General features: G+C 74.2%; 12 protein-coding genes. 8 read left to right on the top strand and 4 right to left on the bottom strand.

Features of this window, described 5'->3' with window-relative positions; genetic code table 11:
• Position 1 precedes the first annotated feature (1 nt).
• The 6 genes from QFZ62_RS06595 (at position 2) to QFZ62_RS06570 (ending at position 12491) form a co-directional block, all read left to right on the top strand.
• Positions 2 to 1234, top strand: a complete 1233-nt coding sequence (locus tag QFZ62_RS06595; RefSeq protein ID WP_307503265.1) for a DUF1972 domain-containing protein — start codon at positions 2 to 4, stop codon at positions 1232 to 1234.
• Positions 1231 to 2040 (top strand): CDP-alcohol phosphatidyltransferase family protein, encoded by an 810-nt coding sequence (locus QFZ62_RS06590; RefSeq protein ID WP_307503263.1) that lies wholly within the window; start codon positions 1231 to 1233, stop codon positions 2038 to 2040. Before QFZ62_RS06595 ends, QFZ62_RS06590 begins: the two co-directional genes overlap by 4 nt.
• Positions 2037 to 3278 (top strand): glycosyltransferase family 4 protein, encoded by a 1242-nt coding sequence (locus tag QFZ62_RS06585; RefSeq protein WP_307503261.1) that lies wholly within the window; start codon positions 2037 to 2039, stop codon positions 3276 to 3278. The genes QFZ62_RS06590 and QFZ62_RS06585 overlap by 4 nt, the downstream gene beginning before the upstream one ends.
• 50 nt (positions 3279 to 3328) lie before the next feature.
• Positions 3329 to 9481 (top strand): PKD domain-containing protein, encoded by a 6153-nt coding sequence (locus QFZ62_RS06580; protein WP_307503258.1) that lies wholly within the window; start codon positions 3329 to 3331, stop codon positions 9479 to 9481.
• A 272-nt stretch (positions 9482 to 9753) separates the two neighbouring features.
• Positions 9754 to 11103, top strand: coding sequence for a hypothetical protein (locus QFZ62_RS06575; RefSeq protein ID WP_307503256.1), 1350 nt, complete (start codon positions 9754 to 9756; stop codon positions 11101 to 11103).
• Positions 11100 to 12491, top strand: coding sequence for a polysaccharide biosynthesis tyrosine autokinase (locus QFZ62_RS06570; RefSeq protein WP_307503254.1), 1392 nt, complete (start codon positions 11100 to 11102; stop codon positions 12489 to 12491). Before QFZ62_RS06575 ends, QFZ62_RS06570 begins: the two co-directional genes overlap by 4 nt.
• A 76-nt stretch (positions 12492 to 12567) precedes the next feature.
• Here the strand turns inward: QFZ62_RS06570 and QFZ62_RS06565 are convergent, their stop codons facing one another.
• The gene (locus QFZ62_RS06565) at positions 12568 to 13212 is read right to left on the bottom strand and encodes a hypothetical protein (protein WP_307503252.1); all 645 of its coding nucleotides are present in this window, start codon (positions 13210 to 13212) and stop codon (positions 12568 to 12570) included.
• 211 nt (positions 13213 to 13423) lie between these two features.
• A complete protein-coding gene (locus tag QFZ62_RS06560; protein WP_307503250.1) occupies positions 13424 to 15391 on the bottom strand; it encodes a glycosyltransferase family 2 protein in 1968 nt (655 codons plus the stop codon).
• A 139-nt stretch (positions 15392 to 15530) separates the two neighbouring features.
• Here QFZ62_RS06560 and QFZ62_RS06555 point away from each other — a divergent pair, with 139 nt between their 5' ends.
• The gene (locus QFZ62_RS06555) at positions 15531 to 16580 is read left to right on the top strand and encodes a glycosyl transferase (RefSeq protein WP_307503248.1); all 1050 of its coding nucleotides are present in this window, start codon (positions 15531 to 15533) and stop codon (positions 16578 to 16580) included.
• A 202-nt stretch (positions 16581 to 16782) separates the two neighbouring features.
• Positions 16783 to 18462 carry a lipopolysaccharide biosynthesis protein gene (locus QFZ62_RS06550; protein WP_307503246.1) on the top strand — a complete coding sequence of 560 codons (1680 nt, stop codon included), beginning with the start codon at positions 16783 to 16785 and terminating at the stop codon, positions 18460 to 18462.
• Between the two features lie 4 nt (positions 18463 to 18466).
• Here QFZ62_RS06550 and QFZ62_RS06545 read toward each other — a convergent pair whose 3' ends face one another.
• The gene (locus QFZ62_RS06545; protein ID WP_307503244.1) at positions 18467 to 19126 is read right to left on the bottom strand and encodes a cell wall metabolism sensor histidine kinase WalK; all 660 of its coding nucleotides are present in this window, start codon (positions 19124 to 19126) and stop codon (positions 18467 to 18469) included.
• Positions 19012 to 20226, bottom strand: coding sequence for a hypothetical protein (locus QFZ62_RS06540; RefSeq protein ID WP_307503242.1), 1215 nt, complete (start codon positions 20224 to 20226; stop codon positions 19012 to 19014). Before QFZ62_RS06540 ends, QFZ62_RS06545 begins: the two co-directional genes overlap by 115 nt.
• Positions 20227 to 20334 lie beyond the last annotated feature (108 nt).

Below are 20334 nucleotides of genomic sequence, written 5' to 3'. Positions count from 1 at the left end.
CATGTCTGCTATCGAACCGCGTCGACTCCGCATCGCCATGGTCGGGACCCGTGGGGTCCCCGCCGCGTACGGCGGATTCGAGACCGCCATCGAGGAGATCGGGCAGCGCCTCGCCGCCCGCGGCCACGACGTCACCGTCTACTGCCGCTCCGCGAACCGCTCGCGTCCCCGCACCCACCTCGGCATGACGCTCGTGCACCTGCCCGCGCTCAAGTCCAAGTCGATCGAGACGCTCAGCCACACCGCGCTGTCCGCGATCCACCTGGCCTTCGGCAAGCGCCAGGACGCGGCCTTCGTGTTCAACGCCGCCAACGCGCCGTTCGTCAACCTCATCCGCTCGCGCGGCGCGGCCACGGCCGTGCACGTGGACGGCCTCGAGTGGAAGCGCGGCAAGTGGGGCCGCATGGGCAAGAAGTACTACCGGATCGCCGAGCAGATGGCCGTCAAGGACGCGGACGCGCTGATCTCGGACGCCCAGGGCATCGCCGACTACTACGACCACGAGTTCGGCATCCCCACCGAGCTGCTCACGTACGGCGCCAACATCCTGCGCGACCCCGCGTCGGACCGCCTCGCCGAGCTCGGCCTCGAGCCCGGCCGGTACCACCTCGTCGTCGCGCGCTTCGAGCCGGAGAACCACGTCGACGTCATCGTCGACGGGTACACCGCCTCGGACGCCACCCTCCCGCTCGTCGTCGTCGGATCCGCGCCGTATAGCGCCGTCTACACCGACCGCATCGAGCAGGTCGCCTCGGCCGACCCGCGCATCCAGCGCCTCGGCGGGGTGTGGGACCAGGAGCAGCTCGACCAGCTCTACGCCCACGCGCTGACCTACATCCACGGCCACTCGGTCGGCGGCACCAACCCGTCGCTGCTGCGCGCCATGGGCGCCGCGACCGCGACGCTCGCGAACGACAACGTCTTCAACCGCGACGTGCTCGGCGACGACGGCCGCTTCTGGTCGGACGCCGCCGGCGTCGCCGCGCTCGTCGAGGGTGCTGAGGCGAACACGGAGGAGGCCGCCGCGATCGGCGCCCGCCTGCAGGAGCGCGCCGAGGAGACCTACGACTGGGACGCCATCGCCGACGGCTACGAGGAGCTCGCCGCCCGCATGACGCGCGGCTACTCGACGCGCGGCATGAGCCGCGGCGTCCGCTCGGCCACCCGCTGGGAGCCGGAGCTGCGCGCGAGCGACGCGACCCGCACCTCCTTCCTCCTCGAGGAGAGCCGATGACCGCCACGGCCTCCGACCCGCGCGCGGAGTCGTACCTCGACGTCGTCCGCCGCCTGGCCTCCGCGCAGAAGAAGGCGGCCCGGGGCGCGCCCGCCTACTCGATCCGCGTCAACCGGCCCGCCGGGCGGCTCCTCGCCGCCTGGGCGTTCCGCGCGGGCCTCACCCCGAACCAGGTGACCGCCATCAGCGCCGCCTTCACCTTCACCGGCATCGCGATCCTGGCGCTCGTCGAGCCCGCCGCCTGGGTCGGCATCGCGGTCTGGCTGCTGCTCGCCGTGGGCTACGCGTTCGACTCGGCCGACGGCCAGGTCGCGCGCCTCCGCGGCGGCGGCTCGCTCTCCGGCGAGTGGCTCGACCACGTCGTCGACTGCATCAAGATCTCGTCGCTGCACCTCGCGGTGCTCGTGTCCATGTTCCGCTGGCCCGCCACGGACTCCGACGCCTGGCTCCTCGTGCCGATCGCCTACGCGATCGTCGCCGCCGCGAGCTTCTTCGCGATGATCCTCAACGACCAGCTGAAGCGGGTGCACGCCGTCACCGGCGCCACCGCCCCCGAGGCCGGCCGCTCGACCCTGCTGCGCTCGCTCCTCGTGATCCCCACCGACTACGGCTTCCTCTGCATCGTGTTCGCGCTGCTGGGCGCCCCCGTCGTCTTCCTCGCCGTCTACACGCTGATGATGCTGGCGAACGCGGGCCACCTCGCGCTCGCGTCGGTCAAGTGGTTCCGCGACATGGACGCGCTCGATGCGCGCCGTGCCGACGCCGCCACGTCCGCCGCCGCGGGATCCGCGCGGGTGACCGCGTGACCGCGTTCGCCGACACCGCGCGCGCGCTCGTGCAGGCCGACGACGACGGCGCGGACCTCCGCGGCCGCACGATCCTCGTCGCCCACCCGAGCGCTGAGCTGTACGGATCCGACCGCGTGCTGCTCGAGAGCGTCGCGGGCCTCGTGTCCGCCGGCGCCCGCACGGTCGTGACCCTGCCGTCCGACGGCCCGCTCGTCGACGCGCTCGTCGGCGTCGGCGCGGTCGTGCACCACGCGCCCACGCCCGTCCTGCGGAAGTCGATGCTGCGCCCGCGCGGCTTCGCGGCCCTCGTCGGCCAGTCCGTCCGCGGCCTGTCCGCGGGGCTCGGCCTCGTGCGCCGCACCCGCCCGGACGCCGTGTACGTGAACACCGTCACCATCCCGCTCTGGATCCTCGTGGCCCGCCTCACCGGCCGCCCCGTCCTCTGCCACGTGCACGAGGCCGAGGGGTCCGCGTCCCGCGCGGTCGGCACGGCGCTCGCCCTGCCGCTCGCGCTCGCCACGAGCGTCGTCGCGAACAGCCGGTACAGCGTCGACGTGCTCGGCCGGGCCCTCCCGCGGGTCGCGCGCCGCACCGAGGTCGTCTACAACGGCGTCCCCGGGCCGGTCGAGGTCACGCCCGCGCGCCCGGCGCTCGACGGGGGCCTCCGGGTCCTCTACGTCGGCCGCCTCTCCGACCGCAAGGGCGTGGACGTCGCCGTCGAGGCGCTGGTGGAGCTCCGCGACCGCGGCGTGCCCGCGACCCTCGACATCGTCGGCGCCGTGTTCCCCGGCTACGAGGCGTACGAGGAGCAGCTGCGCACGACGATCCGCGTGCTCGACCTCGAGCACCTGGTCACGATGCACGGCTTCCACGCTGACGTGACCCCCCACCTGGCCGCGGCCGACGCGTGCGTCGTGCCCTCCCGGGTGGACGAGCCGTTCGGCAACACGGCCGTCGAGGCCCTGCTGGCCGCGCGGCCCGTGGTGGTCAGCGACACCTCCGGCCTCCGCGAGGCCGCCGGCGGGTACGAGTCGGCGCGCCTGGTGCCGCCGTCGGACCCCGCCGCGCTCGCGGACGCCCTCCAGGACATCGCGACGAACTGGGACGCGTACCGCGCCCGGGCCGCCCGCGACCGCTTCCGCGCCGAGCACCGGCACGGACCCGAGCTCTACCGGCAGCGCATCGCGCGGTCGGTGGGCACGATGCTCAGCGCCACGAGGCGCGTCGGCAGCCCCCGACCGGCCAGCTCCCGCTGACCACCGGCACTCCTCCCCACCACGCTCCACCCACCCGAAGCAAGGACACAATGAGCATCCTCTCCTCCGCGGGACGTCGCCTGGCCGCGATGACCGCGGCCGCCGCGGTCATCCTGTCCGCGGTCGTGGTCGCACAGCCGGCCATGGCGGACTCCGCCCCGGTCGACCCGGCCGATCCGAAATCGCCCATCACGGTCACCGCCGACCCGCTGCCCACGACCCAGATCGACGGCGTCGCCTGGTCCCAGGTCGTCGTCGGCAACACGGTCTACGTGGCCGGCAAGTTCCAGAACGCACGCCCCGCGGGCGCCGCGGCCGGCACGAACCTCACGCCCCGCAGCAACCTGCTGGCCTACGACATCCGCACCGGCGCGCTCATCACGACCTTCGCGCCCAAGCTCAACGCGCAGGCGCTGTCCGTCACCGCGTCGCCGGACGGCTCGCGCATCTACGTCGTCGGCGACTTCACCGACATCGACGGCCAGGGCTTCTACCGGGCGGCGGCGTTCAGCACCGCGACGGGGAAGATCATCCCGTCCTTCCGCCCGATCATGGGCAGCCAGACCCGCACGGTGAGCGCCTCGAACGACACCGTGTACCTCGGCGGCACCTTCCAGAGCGTCAACGGCGCCGCTCGGAAGTACCTCGCCGCGGTGTCCGCGACCGACGGCAGCACCACGCCGTTCGTCGCGGACGCCGACACCGTCGTGGACGCGCTCACGCTCACGAAGGACGCGTCCAAGCTGGTCGTCGGCGGCCGCTTCACGCAGCTGAGCGGCACCCCCACCTACGGCCTCGGCGCGGTCGACCCGGCCTCGGGCGCGTCCCTCCCGTGGGCGGCCAACCAGCAGGTCAAGAACGCCGGCAAGGAGTCGTCGATCACGAGCCTCTTCGCGACGGGCGACCGCGTCTACGGATCGGGCTACACGTTCGGCGCGGGCGGCAACCTCGAGGGCGCCTTCTCCGCCGACCCCAACACGGGCGTCGTGAACTGGGTCGAGGACTGCCACGGCGACAGCTACTCCGTCTTCGCGACGGAGACCGTCGCGTACGTCGCCGGCCACCCCCACTACTGCGGCAACATCGGCGGCTTCCCGCAGACCGAGCCGTGGACCTTCCAGCACAGCATCGCCTTCAGCAAGGCGGCCACGGGCACGGCCACGGCCGACCCCTTCGGCTACCACAACTGGGCCGGCACGCCGTCCCCGACGCTGCTCAACTGGTTCCCGAAGTACGTCACGGGCTCCTTCACCGGCCAGGGCCAGGCGGCCTGGAGCGTCAACGGCAACGAGGACTACATCGTCGTCGGCGGCGAGTTCCCCTTCGTGAACTCCACCGCGCAGCAGGGCCTCGTCCGCTACGCGACGGCCAGGAACGCCCCGAACAAGATCGGCCCCAACGGCAACGACCAGCTCGCGCCGAAGACCGTCTCGTACACGAAGGGCGAGGCGCGCGTCGCCTGGCAGGCCACGTTCGACCGCGACAGCACGCGCCTGACGTACAAGGTCATCCGCGACGGCAGGACGGCCACGCCCGTCTACCAGACGACCCAGGACTCGACGTTCTGGCAGCGTCCCTCGATGGGCTTCATCGACAAGGGCCTCGTCCCCGGCAGCACGCACACCTACAAGGTCGTCGTCACCGACGGCAACGGCAACGCGGTCGACCGCAACAGCGCGCCCGTCACGATCACGGACCAGACCGGCAGCGACGCGTACGCCGCGAGCGTGAAGGACGACGGCGCGACCGCGTACTACCCGCTCGACGAGAAGGACGGCACCGCCGGCCTCGACCACGTCGCCTTCGAGGACCTCCGCGTCGACAACGCGACGCGCGGCGCCACCGGGCCCCTCGACGGCTCCACCGCCACCACCTTCTCCGGCCAGGACGGGTCCTTCGCGGTCACGCCCCAGGCCGTGCAGGCGCCCGACACCTTCAGCGTGGAGTCGTGGGTCAAGACGACCTCGACCTCGGGCGGCAAGGTCGTCGGCTTCGGCGGCAGCAGCACGGGCACGTCGGGCAACTACGACCGCATGGTCTACCTCGACAACGACGGCCGCGCCTTCTTCGGCGTCTACACGGGCTCGACCCAGACGGTGAACTCGGCCCCCGGCCTGAACGACGGCCAGTGGCACCAGATCGTCGCGACCATGGGCCCGGAGGGCATGAAGCTCTTCGTCGACGGGAGGATCGTCGGCCAGCGCGCGGACACCACCCGCGGCCAGGACTACCAGGGCTTCTGGCGCATCGGCGGCGACAACCTCGGCGGCTGGCCCAACCAGCCCCGGAACTACTACCTGCAGGGCGACATCGCGCAGGTCTCCCTCTACCCGACCGCCCTCACGCGCGCCGACGTGGTCGACCACCTGGTCGCCTCGGGTCGCACGTCGCCCATCCCGGCGGCGCCCGCGGACGCCTACGGCAAGGCCGTGTACGCCGCCGACCCGTCCTCCTACTGGCGCCTCGACGACGCCGACGGCGCGTCGACGCTGAAGGACGCCGGCCAGAACGACGTCCCCGCGAACGTCGGACGCAACGTGCGCTTCGGCCAGGCGGGCGCCCTCTCGGGCCCCGTCGGCCAGGCGGCCGCGTTCTCCGACAGCATCGCGGTGAGCCAGCAGCGGATCTCGAACCCGCTGACCTACTCGCTCGAGATGTGGTTCCAGACGACGACCACCCGCGGCGGCAAGCTGATCGGCTTCGGCGACAACCCGGATCCGTTCAACTTCTCCGGCAGCTACGACCGCCACGTCTACATGCAGGACGACGGACGCCTCCAGTTCGGCACGTGGACGGGCCAGACCAACCTGGCGAGCTCCGACCGCGCCTACAACGACGGCACGTGGCACCACATGGTGGCGTCGCAGGGGTCCGACGGCCTGAAGCTCTACGTGGACGGCGACCTCGTCGGCCAGAACGGCCAGACGCAGGCGCAGGGCTACGACGGCTACTGGCGCATCGGCGGCGACAACACCTGGGGCTCCTCCAGCGGAACCTTCGAGGGCCGCCTGGACGAGGTCGCGGTGTACCCGTCGGTCCTCACGGCCGACGCCGTGGCGACGCACTTCTCGCTCGGGACCAGCGGCCGCGTGCCGAACCAGGCCCCGAAGGCCGCGTTCACGCAGCAGGCGGACTTCCTGGCGGCCGCGTTCGACGCGACCGGCTCGACGGACGCCGACGGCACCCTCACGGGCTACGACTGGGACTTCGGCGACGGCGTCCAGGCGTCCGGCCAGACGCAGTCCCACACCTTCGCCGAGGCCGGCACCTACACGGTGACGCTCACGGTGACGGACGACCGGGGCGCGACGAACCGCACGCAGCGGGAGATCACGGTGAAGGCGGCCCCCGCCAACATCGCGCCGACCGCCGTCGTGACGGCCACCGCCACGGACCTCACCGCGAAGCTCGACGGATCCGCCTCCACGGACGCCGACGGCACCGTGGCCTCCTACGCGTGGGACTTCGGCGACGGCAGCACGGGCACCGGCCCGACGCCGACGCACGCCTACGCCGCGGCGGGCACCTACACGGTGGTGCTGACGGTCACGGACGACAAGGGCCTCACCGGCACCGCGTCCACGCAGGTCCAGGTCACGGCGCCCCCGGTCAACCGGGAGCCCACGGCCGTCATCGCCTTGACGACGACCGACCTGGTCGCGAACCTCGACGGCCGCGCCTCCTCCGACCCGGACGGCGCCATCGCGTCCTACGCGTGGGAGTTCGGCGACGGCACGACGGGCACGGGCCCCTCCATCGCCCACCCGTACGCCACGGCGGGCACCTACACGGTCGCCCTGACCGTGACGGACGACAGGGGGGCGACCGGTCGCACGACCGCGAGCGTCACGGTCACCGCCCCACCCGTGAACCAGGCGCCCGTCGCCCGCTTCGCGAGCACCGCGGCGAACCTCGTCGCCTCGCTCGACGCCTCCGCGTCGACCGACCCCGACGGCACGGTGGCCGGCTGGTCCTGGGCCTTCGGCGACGGGACCTCGGGCACAGGCCGCACCACGACCCACGCGTACGCCCAGGCCGGCACCTACCAGGTGGCGCTCACGGTGACGGACGACAAGGGCCTCGCCACGACGACCACCTCCCCGGTGACCGTCCAGGCGCCCGCGTCGAACGTGCTCGCGCAGGACTCGTTCGGCCGCGCGGTAGCGACGGGCTGGGGCACGGCGGACCTCGGCGGCGCATGGCGCGTCACCGGCGGCACGAACATCGTCAAGGTCCAGGACGGCGTCGGCCAGGTCGTCTCGCCCAAGGGCGAGACCCGCACGATGAGCCTCGACGCGGTCTCCACCACGTCGTCGGACGTCAGCGCGGCCTTCTCGCTCGACTCCGTCCCCACCGGCGGCGGCTCCTACACCCGGGTCAACTCGCGGCAGGTCGGCGCGGCCTTCTACCAGACGCAGGTCTGGATCAAGGCGACCGGGCAGATCCAGCTGGTGCAGTCGGAGGGGGCGACGACCATCGGGTCGTACATCCTCCCGGGCACGACCTACAAGGCCGGCCAGCAGCTCCGCGTCCGCGTCCTGACGACCGGCACCTCGCCGACCACCGTCCGGACCAAGGTGTGGGTCGCCGGCCAGGCCGAGCCCGCCGCCTGGCAGATGAGCGTCACCAGCTCGACTGCCGCGCTGCAGGCCGCCGGGTCCGTCGGGATCCAGACCTACCTCTCGGGGTCGGCGACGGCCTCCGTCACGACGCGGATCGACGACCTCGTCGTCGCCCGCGACGGCCAGGCACCCGCCGCCAACCAGGCTCCGACGGCGGCGTTCACCTCGACGGCGAAGGACCTCACGGCGACGTTCGACGGATCCACCTCGGCGGACGCGGACGGCACGGTCGCGTCCTACGCCTGGGCCTTCGGAGACGGGACCACGGGCACGGGTCGGAACGTCGACCACGCCTACGCCAAGGCCGGCACCTACCAGGTGTCGCTCACGGTGACGGATGACAAGGGCCTCGTCTCGGCGAAGAAGGACGGCACCGTCACGGTGACCGCCCCGGTCGTCGCCCCGGCGAACCAGGCTCCGACGGCGGCGTTCACGTCGACGGCGAAGGACCTGACGGCGACGTTCGACGGATCCACCTCGGCGGACGCGGACGGCACGGTCGCGTCCTACGCCTGGGCCTTCGGGGACGGGACCACGGGCACGGGTCGGAACGTCGACCACGCCTACGCCAAGGCCGGCACCTACCAGGTGTCGCTCACGGTGACGGATGACAAGGGCCTCGTCTCGGCGAAGAAGGACGGGTCGGTCACGGTGACCGCCCCGGTCGTCGCCCCGGCGAACCAGGCTCCGACGGCGGCGTTCACGTCGACGGCGAAGGACCTGACGGCGACGTTCGACGGATCCACCTCGGCGGACGCGGACGGCACGGTCGCGTCCTACGCCTGGGCCTTCGGGGACGGGACCACGGGCACGGGTCGGAACGTCGACCACGCCTACGCCAAGGCCGGCACCTACCAGGTGTCGCTCACGGTGACGGATGACAAGGGCCTCGTCTCGGCGAAGAAGGACGGGTCGGTCACGGTGACCGCCCCGGTCGTCACGCCGCCCGCCACGGGGATCCTCGCCCGGGACGCGTTCGGCCGCACCACGGCGAACGGCTGGGGCACGGCGGAGACCGGCGGCGCCTGGCGCATCACCGGCAACCCGTCGATCCTCAAGGTGCAGGACGGGCGGGCGCAGGTCGTCAGCCCGGCCGGCGAGACCCGCACCGCGAGCCTCGACGCCGTCAGCAGCACCGCCTCGGACGCCCAGGTCACCTTCTCGCTGGACAAGGTGCCCACGGGCGGCGGCGCGTACGTGCGGATCAACTCGCGCCAGGTCGGCACGTCGTACTACCAGACGCAGGTCTGGGTGCGGTCGACCGGCCAGGTCATGATCGTGCAGTCGGAGAACGGGACGAACCTCCGGTCGGTCGTCGTGCCGAACGTCACGTACACGGCCGGGCAGCAGCTCCGCGTCCGCGTGCAGGTCACGGGCACGTCGCCCACCACGATGAACGCGAAGGTGTGGCCTGTGGGCCAGGCCGAGCCGACCGCGTGGCAGTCGACGACGACCGGCTCCCTGGCCGCCCTGCAGACCGCGGGCACGTTCGGGATCCAGACGTACCTGTCGAGCTCGGCGGCCGGTCCGGTCACCTTCTCGCTCGACGACCTGCAGGTCACGGACGCCACCGTCCGCTGACCCGCACGGATCGACGGCTACCTGCGGGCGGGTCCTCCTCGGAGGGCCCGCCCGCTCGGTCGCGCGCGGGGTGATCCGCACCGCCGCACGGCCCGCACGACCCGCACGACCGACCGCATGACCCGGACGGGGGCCGCCGACCGGGGCCCGCCGCGTCCCGCGGCGAGGATAATCGACGAGGGCGACGCGCCCGGGAGGCTCTGGAGGGGACACGCGATGACGCACGCGCACCGGCCCGTCCACCCTGCCCGCGCCCGTCTCGGGAGCCGCGCATGAGCGCCCTCCTCGCGGGCGACGGGGTCGAGCGGCTCCTCCTCGCCGGCGTCGCCCTGATCGCCGGGATCCTCCTGCTCCTCCTGCTGCGGCGGACGCCTCGCCTCGCCGTGGCGCTCTGGCTCGCCTCGCTCTGCCTGGCGCCGATCTGGGCGGGCGTGTCCGTGGCCGGCACCTACCTGCCGCCCGCGACGCTCATGGCCCTGGTGGTGATCGTCGCCGCCCTGCCCGTGTCGGGCTTCCGCGTCTCGCCCCTCGACCTGGTCGTCGTCCTGACGACCGTCGGCGGGATCGCCGGCGTGGTGGTCGGCGGTGGTGCGGGCGTCGCGGTGCCGGCGCTGGTCACGTTCCTCACCTACGGCCTCGGCGGCTACCTCCTCGGCCGGCTCGTCGTCCATCGCGTGGGCCTGGCCCACCTGCACGCCGCCATCGCGGTGGCCTTCACGGGCGTGGCCGTGCTCGCCGTGGTGGAGTTCGCGCTCACGTGGAACCCCTTCGTGCTGATCCCGGGCAGCGGCAGCCTCCGCACGGCGTGGGCCCCGCTGCAGATCCGCGGCGGAGTGGTCCGGGCCGAGGGCGCGTTCGGCCACTCGATCGCCCTCGGGTGCAGCCTCGCCGTCGCGATCCCCCTGACCCTCGCCGCCCGGTTCGCGCTCCCCGTGCGGCTCGCCATGACCACCGCGCTCCTCCTGGGGACCGTGGTCAGCTTCAGCCGCGTCGGCATGCTGACGGCGCTCCTCGGCCTCGTGCTGTCGATCGTCTTCCTCCGCGACGCCATCTCGTTCCGCGTCCGGGCGGCCGTCTCGGCCGGGGTCGTCGTGGTGGTGGCGGCGGTCGCGCCGTTCGTGCAGACCGTCTTCGAGGATGCCGGCACGGAGGCCACGAACAGCTCCGACTACCGGGGCGACCTCTACACGCTCATCCCCGGCATGCGGATCCTCGGGCCGGCGGCATCCGCCCACCGCCTCACCGACGGACGGGTCTTCTACGGCGACTTCCGCTCCATCGACAGCCAGCTCGTGCTCACGGGCCTCACCTCCGGCCTCCTGGTCGCGGGCGCGGCGCTCGTCGCCCTCGCCGTCGGGATCTGGCTGGTGCTCCGCGGACGCGCGACCGCGGCGACCATCGCGCTCGTCTCGCAGATCCCGGCGCTCGCGTCGGTCGCGCTCATCACGCAGTACGCCACCCTGGTGTGGTTCCTCGCCGGGGTCGCGGCGACCAGCCAGATCCTCCGCCGGGACACCGCGGTCGCGCCTCCGCCACCCGACCCCGTCGGCGCCGCCGCCGACTCCGAAAACCACCCCGAGCCCGCCCTCCCGCCCCTACCGGAGAGAACCCCCACACGATGACGCTCCACGAGTCCACCGCCCTGCTCCGCCGATACTGGTACGTCGTGGTCGCCGCGACGCTCGCGGGGGGCCTCGTCGCGTTCGGCCTCTCCCAGCTCGCGACGCCCGTCTACACCGCCCAGTCCCGGCTGTACTTCTCGCTGAGCAGCGGATCGACCGCCAGCGACCTCAACCAGGGCGCCACCTACACGCAGAGCCAGATGCTGTCCTTCGGCGAGCTCGCGGAGTCGCCCGCGGTGCTGGAGCCCGTCATCACGCGGCTCGGACTCGACGCCTCCCCGCAGGAGCTCGCGCGCGCCGTCACCGTCACGACGCCGCAGAACACCGTGATCATGGAGATCAGCGTCACGGAGCCCTCGCCCTCGGAGGCCGCGGACATCGCGAACGCCGTCGCCGCGAGCCTCCGCGACACGGCCGAGGCGTACGCGCCGAAGGGCGCCGAGGGCTCTCCCTCGGTCTCGGTCCGCGTGATCCAGGAGGCCCCCGAGCCCGAGTTCCCGTCCGCGCCGAACAGCCGGACCAACACGCTCGCCGGGCTCCTGCTCGGGCTCCTCGTCGGGCTCCTGAGCCTCGTGCTGCTGCGCCTGCTCGACACGCGCGTCCGCTCGGCCGAGTCCGTCGCTCACCTCACGAAGGCGCCCCTCCTCGGCTCGCTCGAGCGCGAGCGCGGCGTCTCGGGCCTCGCGATGGCGCTCCGCCCGCTGTCGACCGCGGCCGAGGGCTTCCGCCAGCTGAAGGCGAACCTCCGGTTCGTGCTCCTCGGCGAGCGGTCGTCGAGCATCGTCGTGACGTCGTCGATCCCCGGCGAGGGGAAGTCCACGGTCGCGGCGAACCTCGCCCTGTCGCTCAGCGAGGGCGGGCGCCGTGTGCTCCTCGTCGACGCGGACCTGCGTCGGCCGGTCGTGGCACGGTACCTCGGCCTCGAGGGGGACGCGGGCCTCACGACCGTCCTGGTCGGCCAGGCCCTCATCGAGGACGTCGTCCAGCCGTGGGGCGCCGGCACCCTGCACGTGCTGACCTCGGGCGAGATCCCGCCGAACCCGAGCGAGCTGCTCGCGTCCGCGCGCATGGAGGAGCTGGTCGCGCGGGCCCGCGAGGCCTACGACGTCATCGTGATCGACACCGCACCGCTCATCGCGGTGGCCGACGCGGCGTTCGTCGCCCGGATTACGGACGGCGCGATCATCGTCGCCGACCAGACGCGCGTCCACCGCGGCCAGCTGACCGAGGCGCTCGACGCGGTCGAGAAGTCGGGCGGATCCGTGCTGGGCGTCGTGCTCAACAAGGTGCGGCCCACGAAGGACAAGCGCGCGTACTACCGCGCGGCCGAGCCGGAGACCGGCCGCGCCACCCGCTCAGCCCGACGGGCGGCCGCGGCCGCCCGCTGACCCGCGGCACGACGACGAGGGGCGCGGCCGGGTTCCCGGCCGCGCCCCTCGTGTCGTCGCGGGTGGTGCGTGCGCGCTACTGGAAGACGACGACGGGCGAGCCCGCGTCGCGCGCCACGACCACGCTGATCGCGTCGGCCGAGGCCGCCGGGACGCTGAACACGTAGTCGCCGGTGGCGGAGGCGCCGGGCTCGAGCGAGCCGCGGATCACCGTGTCGGAGTCGGCCGGGGTCGCGGGCGTGCGGTCGGCGCCGTAGAAGACGTTGACGGCCACGGCGTCGACCGCGACGGCCTCGCCCGTGACGTTGACGAGCTCGAGCCGCACGTCGACCGCGTCGCCGCTCAGCTCGCCGACCCGGCCGCCGTCCGTGCTGGTCGGGGTGACCGACACGATGCGGGCCTGGATGGATCCGGGGAACGTCGCGGTCTCGTCGAGGCCGACGGTGGCCGACACCTCCTGGCCGAGCGACGTGTCGCCCTCGGGCAGCGGCGCGGGGGCCTCGGTCGCGCCGGCGGTGGGGGCGACGTCGGACCAGTCCTTCGTATCCGCGGCGGCCGCGGGGGAGTCGGATCCGGACCCGTTCACGACGACCGTGCCGACCACGGCGGCGGTGACGAGGACGGATGCCGCGCCGATGACGGCGACGGTGGTGCGGCGGCTGCGGGCGCGACGCTCACGGCGGGGACGCAGGTCGGACGGGGTGCTCTCGGGTGCGGGCATGGCCTTCTTCGCTCTTCGGGTACGGCGGAGACGAGCCCGACGACCAGGGCGGGTCGGCGGCGCGGTGCGGGCGGGCGATGGGTGGTCGCACGACGCAGGATTCCGGGTCTTCTGCCCTCGCATCGTACGTCCGCGGGCGCGCGGGGACGAGCCCCCCGTCCAGGGGGAGCCGCGCGCGTCGCGCGTCGCATGGATGCGCGACGCGGACCGCTCAGTCGCGCCGCGCGTACTCCTGGTACGACCACCCGAACGCACCCGCGACCATGCCGGCGCCGCGGGCGAGCGTGCGTGTGCCCTTCGCGCGGTGGGCGAGGCTGCCGGTGGCGACGCCGACGGCGATCCGTCCGGTGCCGCCGAGCGCGCGCACGAGGCCGCGCGCGGTCGCCTCGGCGCGGATCCGGGCGCGGGCCGCGGGGGTCGCGGGCGCGAGCGCCACGGACGTGAGGCTCCACGAGTTGCCGCTGCTGAAGGCGCGCAGCACGACCCAGCGCCGCGTCGTGCGGGCGCGCGGCACGACGTCGACGACGCCCGCCTCCGCGCACCAGGTGACGAGGCCCCCGGACGCGACGAGCTGACGCGTGAACAGGGTGTCCTCGCCGCCCTGCGTGCCGAGGTCCACGTCGAAGCGCAGATCCGCGGCGCGCACGGCGCGGAGGTCGAGGAGGAGGTTGTTGGTCGCGGCGACCTCGAGGCGCGTGCCGGTCGCGGGACGCCGGCGGACGAAGAAGCCGCCCGCGCGCACCCACGCGTCGGGCTCGACCTCGTACTCGCTCCGCACGGGACCCGCGACGCCCGCGCTGCCCGTGGTCTGGCGGGCGCGCACGAGGGCGGCGAGCCAGCCCGGATCCGGCCGCTCATCGTCGTCGAGGAACACGAGCAGGTCGTCGTCGCGGGCCTCGTCGAGGGCGCGGTTGCGGGCGGCGGAGATGCCGGGTGCGGGCTCGTGCACGTAGGCGACGGGCGCGGGGGAGACCGCCGCGGCGTCCTCCACGGCGGCGCCGGCGCCGCCCGCCGGGTCGTTGTCGACCACGACGATCCGCACGGCGCGGGGGAGCTCGGGGTCGGCCTCGGCGGCCTCGCGCAGGTCGGCGGCCTGCGCGGCCACGAGGGGGAGTACGGCGCGGATGTCGTCGGGTCGGCGGTAGGTGAGGATCGCGACGACGAGCGACGCGGCGGGCGCGACGGCGCGTCCGGCTGCCCGCCCGGTCGGTGCGGCACCGGACGCGGGACCGCCGGCCGTCGGCGCGGGCGACGGCACGGCCCGCCAGCCCCCGGAGATCCGGTACCCGTCGAGGATCCCGCGCACGGCCGCCGTCACCGGCGCCACCGGGTGCGCGAACTGGCGCCGCCCGCCCTGCAGCAGCACCTCGTACGCGATCACGGGCGTGAGCAGCCGCCACCGGCGGAGGGCCGCGGCGTCGAGGTGACGGGCCCCGTAGAGGAGCCGGTTCCGGATGTTGTGGTAGTAGTACGTGCCCGACTTGGCCTGCCCGGCGCTCTCGTGGCCGGCGCTCTGCGTGCCGCCCTCGGCGTGCACGGCGACGGCCTCCTCCACGACCCGCAGGCGTCCGCCGGCCTCCACGACCTTGCGCGACAGGTCGACGTCCTCCCAGTACAGGAAGTAGTCGTCGGAGAAGCCGCCCACGCGGGTCCACAGCTCGTCGGTCACGAGCAGGCACGCGCCGGTCAGCCAGGGCTCGACCGCGAGGCCGGGGTGCTGCGCGCGGCGGGCGGCGGAGCGGATCCGGCCGTCGGCGAGGTACAGGTCGGAGCCGCGGAACCACGTGCTGCCGTCGGGCCGGAGGATGAGCGGGGCCACGAGCGCGAGCGGGTCCGCCGCCACGGCCTCCCGCAGCACCGCCAGCTGGTCGGGCTCGATGGTCGCGTCCGGGTTGAGGAGCAGGAACTCGCGCGCGCCGAGCCCGCGGGCCGCCTCCACGCCGATGTTCATGCCCGTGCCGAAGCCCGTGTTGCCGTCCGGGTAGACGCCGTGGACGCGGCTCGACGGGTGCGCGGCGAGCGCGCGCACGCGCTCCCGCTCCGCGTCGGTCGTGCGGTTGTCGACGATCACGAGCAGCGCGTCGTCGAGCCGCTCGACGAGCGGCAGCACGTTCTCGCGCACGAGGTCGGCGGATCCGTAGTTGACGACGACGACGGCGAGGAGGGCGGGGCGGGGCATGGGATCCCATCGGTCGGGCAGGTGCGGCGGGGCCTCGCCGGCGGGCACGGGCGGGTGGTGGCATAGTCTATTTCCTCGACCGACGACCCCTTGGGTCGCGCCCGACGACCCGCCGCCGGTCGTCCCGCCCAGGAGCGCCATGACCGTCCCCTCCCGCCCGCCCGGCCGCGACCTCGTCGTGCTGCAGTCCTCGCAGGCGCCGCGTCCCACGACGAACCCGTACATCGTGATGCTCGGGCGCGCGCTCGCCGCGACGCCCGGCGTCCGCCCCCTGCACTTCAGCTGGCGCACCGCGCTCCTCGGCCGCTACGACGTGTTCCACGTGCACTGGCCCGAGATCCTCGTGGACGGCCGCAGCCCGCTGAAGAAGGCGGTGCGGCAGGCGCTGACCGTCGCGTTCCTCGCGCGGCTCGCGATCCGGCGCACCCCGATCGTCCGCACGGTGCACAACCTCGAGCGCCCCCAGGGCATCAGCCGGCGCGAGACGCTCCTGCTCGCGCTCATGGAGCGGAGGACGACGCTCCGGATCCGCGTGAACCCGCTCACGGAGATCCCCGCCGACCAGCCGCACGCCACGATCCTGCACGGCCACTACCGCGACTGGTTCCGCGACCAGCCGCGCGAGGAGGTCGTGCCCGGCCGGCTCGGCTACGTCGGGCTCGTGCGCCGGTACAAGGGCGTCGAGGACCTCGTCGCGTCCTTCCGCGGCGCGGGCGACGCGGGCGCGGACCTGTCGCTGCGCATCGGCGGCAACCCGTCGACCGCGGAGCTGGCCGACACGATCCGCGCGCTCGCCGCGGGTGACGACCGGATCCGCCTCGACCTGCGCTTCCTCTCCGACGCCGAGCTCGTGGAGATCGTCACGGGCTCCGAGCTCGTCGTGCTGCCGTACCGGTTCATGCACAACTCCGGCGGCACCCTGGCGGCGCTGTCGCTCGACCGGCCCGTGCTCGTGCCGGACAACGCGGTCAACCGCGCGCTCGCGGAGGAGGTCGGCCCGGGCTGGATCCACCTGTTCGCCGGCGACCTGACCCCCGACGAGCTCCTCCGCGCCACCGAGGCCGTGCGCACGGGCGCGCGCTCGGCGTCGCCCGCGCTCTCGGGACGCGACTGGGACCGCGCCGGCACCGCGCACGCGTCCGCGTACCGCCGCGCGCTCCGCATCGTCCGCGGGGTCGAGCGGGGCTGAGCCGCCGGCCGGGGTGCGTCCGCCACCGGGCCCGCGCACCCCGCGTTCTGGGGCGGGACCCGGGCGGCGCCCTCGCGTACGCTGAGGCGCGGACCGCGTACCCGGCGGGCCCACCCACCCGACACCCGAGCTCGCGGTGATCCGGCTGTCACCCGCAGCCGACCCGGTCGCCACCCCCTCCTCGACCCGACGACGGAGCCCCATGCCCACCGCCCTGCCCGGCGACCCCCGCGCCGCCTCCGCCGGCGATCCCGCCGCGAGCGTCGCGCAGGCCGTCGACGCCCCGCCCGCCGCCACGCAGGGCCTCGGCGCCCGTGCGGCCCGCGGCGCGATCGTCACGATCGGCGCGCAGCTCGTCCGGATCCTCATCCAGGTCGCGTCCGTCGTCGTCCTCGCGCGCCTGCTCACGCCCACCGACTACGGCCTGCTCGCGATGGTCCTCGCGATCATCGGGATCGGCGAGATCTTCCGCGACTTCGGCCTCTCCAACGCGGCCATCCAGGCCCGCGACCTCAGCCGCGGCCAGCGCGACAACCTCTGGTGGATCAACGCCGGCATCGGCCTCGTGCTCGCCGCCCTGGTCTTCTGCGCGGCCTGGCCGCTCGCCGCGGTCTTCGGCCACGACGAGCTGATCCCCATCGCGCACGCCCTGAGCCTCACCTTCGTCTTCAACGGCCTCGCCACGCAGTACCGCGCGAGCCTCACCCGCAGCCTCCGCTTCCGCGCGCTCGCGACCGCCGACGTCACCGCGCCCGCGGTCGCCCTCCTCGTCGCGATCGGCGGAGCGCTCCTCGGCTGGGGGTACTGGGCGCTCGTCGCGCAGCAGCTGACGCAGACGCTCGTGCTGCTCGCCCTCGCGGTCGGCTTCGCCCGCTGGATCCCGGGCCTCCCGAGCCGCGGCGAGCCCATGGGCCCGCTCCTCCGCTTCGGCTGGAACATGGTGTCGAGCCAGATGGTCGGCTACGTGAGCAACAACATCGACACGTTCCTCGTCGGCCTCCGCTTCGGCGCCGGATCCCTCGGCATCTACAACCGCGCGTTCCAGCTCCTCATGACGCCGCTCGCGCAGATCCGCAGCCCCCTCACCACCGTCGCGATCCCCGTCCTCTCCCGCCTCGCGGACGAGCAGCGCCGCTTCGCCGACTACGTCGCCCGGGGCCAGCTCGCCCTCGGCTACACGCTCGGCGCGGGCCTCGGCCTCGTCGCGAGCACGGCCGTGCCCATCACCGCGGTCTTCCTCGGACCCCAGTGGGACAGCGTCGCGCCGATCCTCCGCCTCCTCGCCATCGCGGGCATCTTCGACACCCTCGCCTTCGTCGGCTACTGGGTCTACGTGTCCCGCGGCCTCACGGGAGACCTCTTCCGCTTCTCGCTGCTGAGCGCCGCCATCAAGGTGACCTGCATCCTCGTGGGCTCCACCGGCGGCATCGTCGGCATCGCGGCCGGCTACGCGGCCGCCCCCGCCATCTGCTGGCCCATCTCGCTGTGGTGGCTCTCGCGGAAGGCGCCGATCCCCACGCGCCGGCTCTACATGGGCGCGCTGCGGATCATCGGCGTCGTGGGCGTGGTCAGCGTCGCCACCGGGGCGCTCCTCGCCCTGGTCGACACCGGATCCGACGTGCTCCAGCTGCTCGCGGGCGTCGGCACGACCGTGGTGCTCTACGCGCTCGCCGTCGCGCTCGTGCCCGCGGTGCGCCGCGACGTGCGCGGCGTGCTCGACCTCGCGCGGGTCCTGCCGAAGGCGCGACGGGGGAGCGCCCCCACCGCTCCCACGGCTCCCACCGCCCCCGCGGCACCTGCGGATGGCACCGGGCCCGCTGCCGCCCCCGCGGAGCCCGCTCCGGCGGGCGTAGATGCGGGCGGCGTGCGCACCCGCTCCTGATCCGTCAGCCCCGCGCTCCTGCGCCTGCGCCCGCGCCCCGCTGTGCCGGGAGCGCGATCCGGACGGCCGTCCCCTCGCCGAGCACCGAGGAGACGGTGACCTCGCCGCCGTGCGCCTGCACGATCTCCCGCACGATCGCGAGGCCGAGTCCCGTGCCGGGCACCACCTCGCCGTGCGCGTGGGCGGCGCGGAAGAACCGGTCGAACACGTGGGGGAGCGCCTCCGCGGGGATCCCCGTGCCCGTGTCGGCGACCACGACCACGACCGTGGGGCGCCCGGCCGGGCCGGTCGCCGCCTGCACGTCGACGGACACGGCGCCGCCCGCCGGCGTGAACTTGACGGCGTTCTCGATCACGTTGGTCAGCACCCGCTCCAGCTGCCCCGCGGCGCCGTCGACGGTCGTGGTCGTCGGGGCGGCGTCGCCCACCGCCAGGTCCACCTGGCGCGCGTCGGCGAAGGGGCGGAGGGACTCCGCGGCCCGGCGGACGAGCGTCGCGACGTCGAGCGGCGCCATGGCCGGCCGCTCGCCCGCGTCGAGGCGCGTCATCATCAGCATGTCGGCCACGAGCGACTGGAGCCGCCGGGCGTTGCGGTCGACGGCCCCCAGCATGTCCCGGGCGTCGTCCGGGATGTCGCCCCCCTCGCCGTCGAGGACGAGCTCCACGTAGCCGGAGATGGAGGTGAGCGGCGCGTGCGCATCTCGTGGCTCACGGTGCCGATGATGTCGCTCTTCGACCGGTCGAGCGCCTCCAGCCGCGCGACGACCCGGTCCTGGCCCTCGAGCATGCGCGTGAGGGCGGCCTGGCGGAACATGACCGGCAGAGCGGACAGCGCGACGGCGCTCGCGGCGAGGACCAGCGCGAGCGGCGGGACGGGCGTGCGCGTCGCGACGAGGAGCACGCCGAGCCCCGCGAGCACGGCGACCGCGGGGACGGGCAGCAGCCGGGCGGTCGGCCGCGCGGGCTCCGGGGCGTCCGCGGGCGCGCGGTCCACGCCCTCCACCCACAGGGCGAGCAGCGCGATCCCGGCGGTCCAGACGACGTCGAGCGGCGTCCCGTCGCCGTAGCCGCCCTCGCGGTTGAGCAGCGCGTACGCGATGTCCGCTCCCGTGATCGCGAGGAGCCCGAGGACGAGGTACTGCCAGCCGGGACCCATCCGCAGCACCGGCGAGGCGGCGATCCCCACGACCACGGCCACGAGGACGATGTCGGAGGCGGGGTAGAGGGCGTCGATGGCGCCGGCGTAGACGCTCGTGCCGCTCGTCGCGTCCGCGAGGACCGGGCCGAGGACCACGGCGAGCACGGCCGCGGAGCCGAGCACGGCGAGGCCCGCGTCGAGGAAGACGGCGTTCGTGGCGCGGCGGGAGCGGCGGCGCACGAGCACCACGAGGGCGGCCAGCATCAGCGGGTAGAAGAGGAGGTAGGCGATGTCGGCGACGGACGGCGAGGGCAGTACGCCGGACTCGTCCATGCCGAACACGTAGATCGTGTCGCCGGCCGCGTTCGCGGTCACGGCGGCGGCGGCGAGCACCACCTCCGCGCGGCGGGAGCCTGTCCGCGCGGCGACCAGCCAGAAGACGACGGCGGGGATCCACTGGAGGGCGAGCGCCAGCACGACGTCCACGAGCACGCTGCCGGTCTCGCCGGGCGGGAGCAGGACCGCGAGGTAGACGACGTTCGCGAGCAGGACGACGCCGATGAGGCCCCGGATCACGCGGTGCAGGCGGGGGCGCGGGACGGCGTCCCGCTCGACGGCACGCGCCATGATGTCCCCCGAACCCCGACGTCCCGGCCGCGACCACCCGGTCCCGCGGGCCGCACGCCTCGGCCACATCCTAGGAGGGCGCGGGCCGCGAGCCGCGCCCGGGCGGTG

The sequence above is a fragment of the Clavibacter sp. B3I6 genome (assembly GCF_030816895.1).
Classification (GTDB): Bacteria; Actinomycetota; Actinomycetes; order Actinomycetales; family Microbacteriaceae; genus Clavibacter.
Note: the sequence above shows the minus strand (reverse complement) of the source record. Positions and strands in the feature narration are given on the sequence as shown.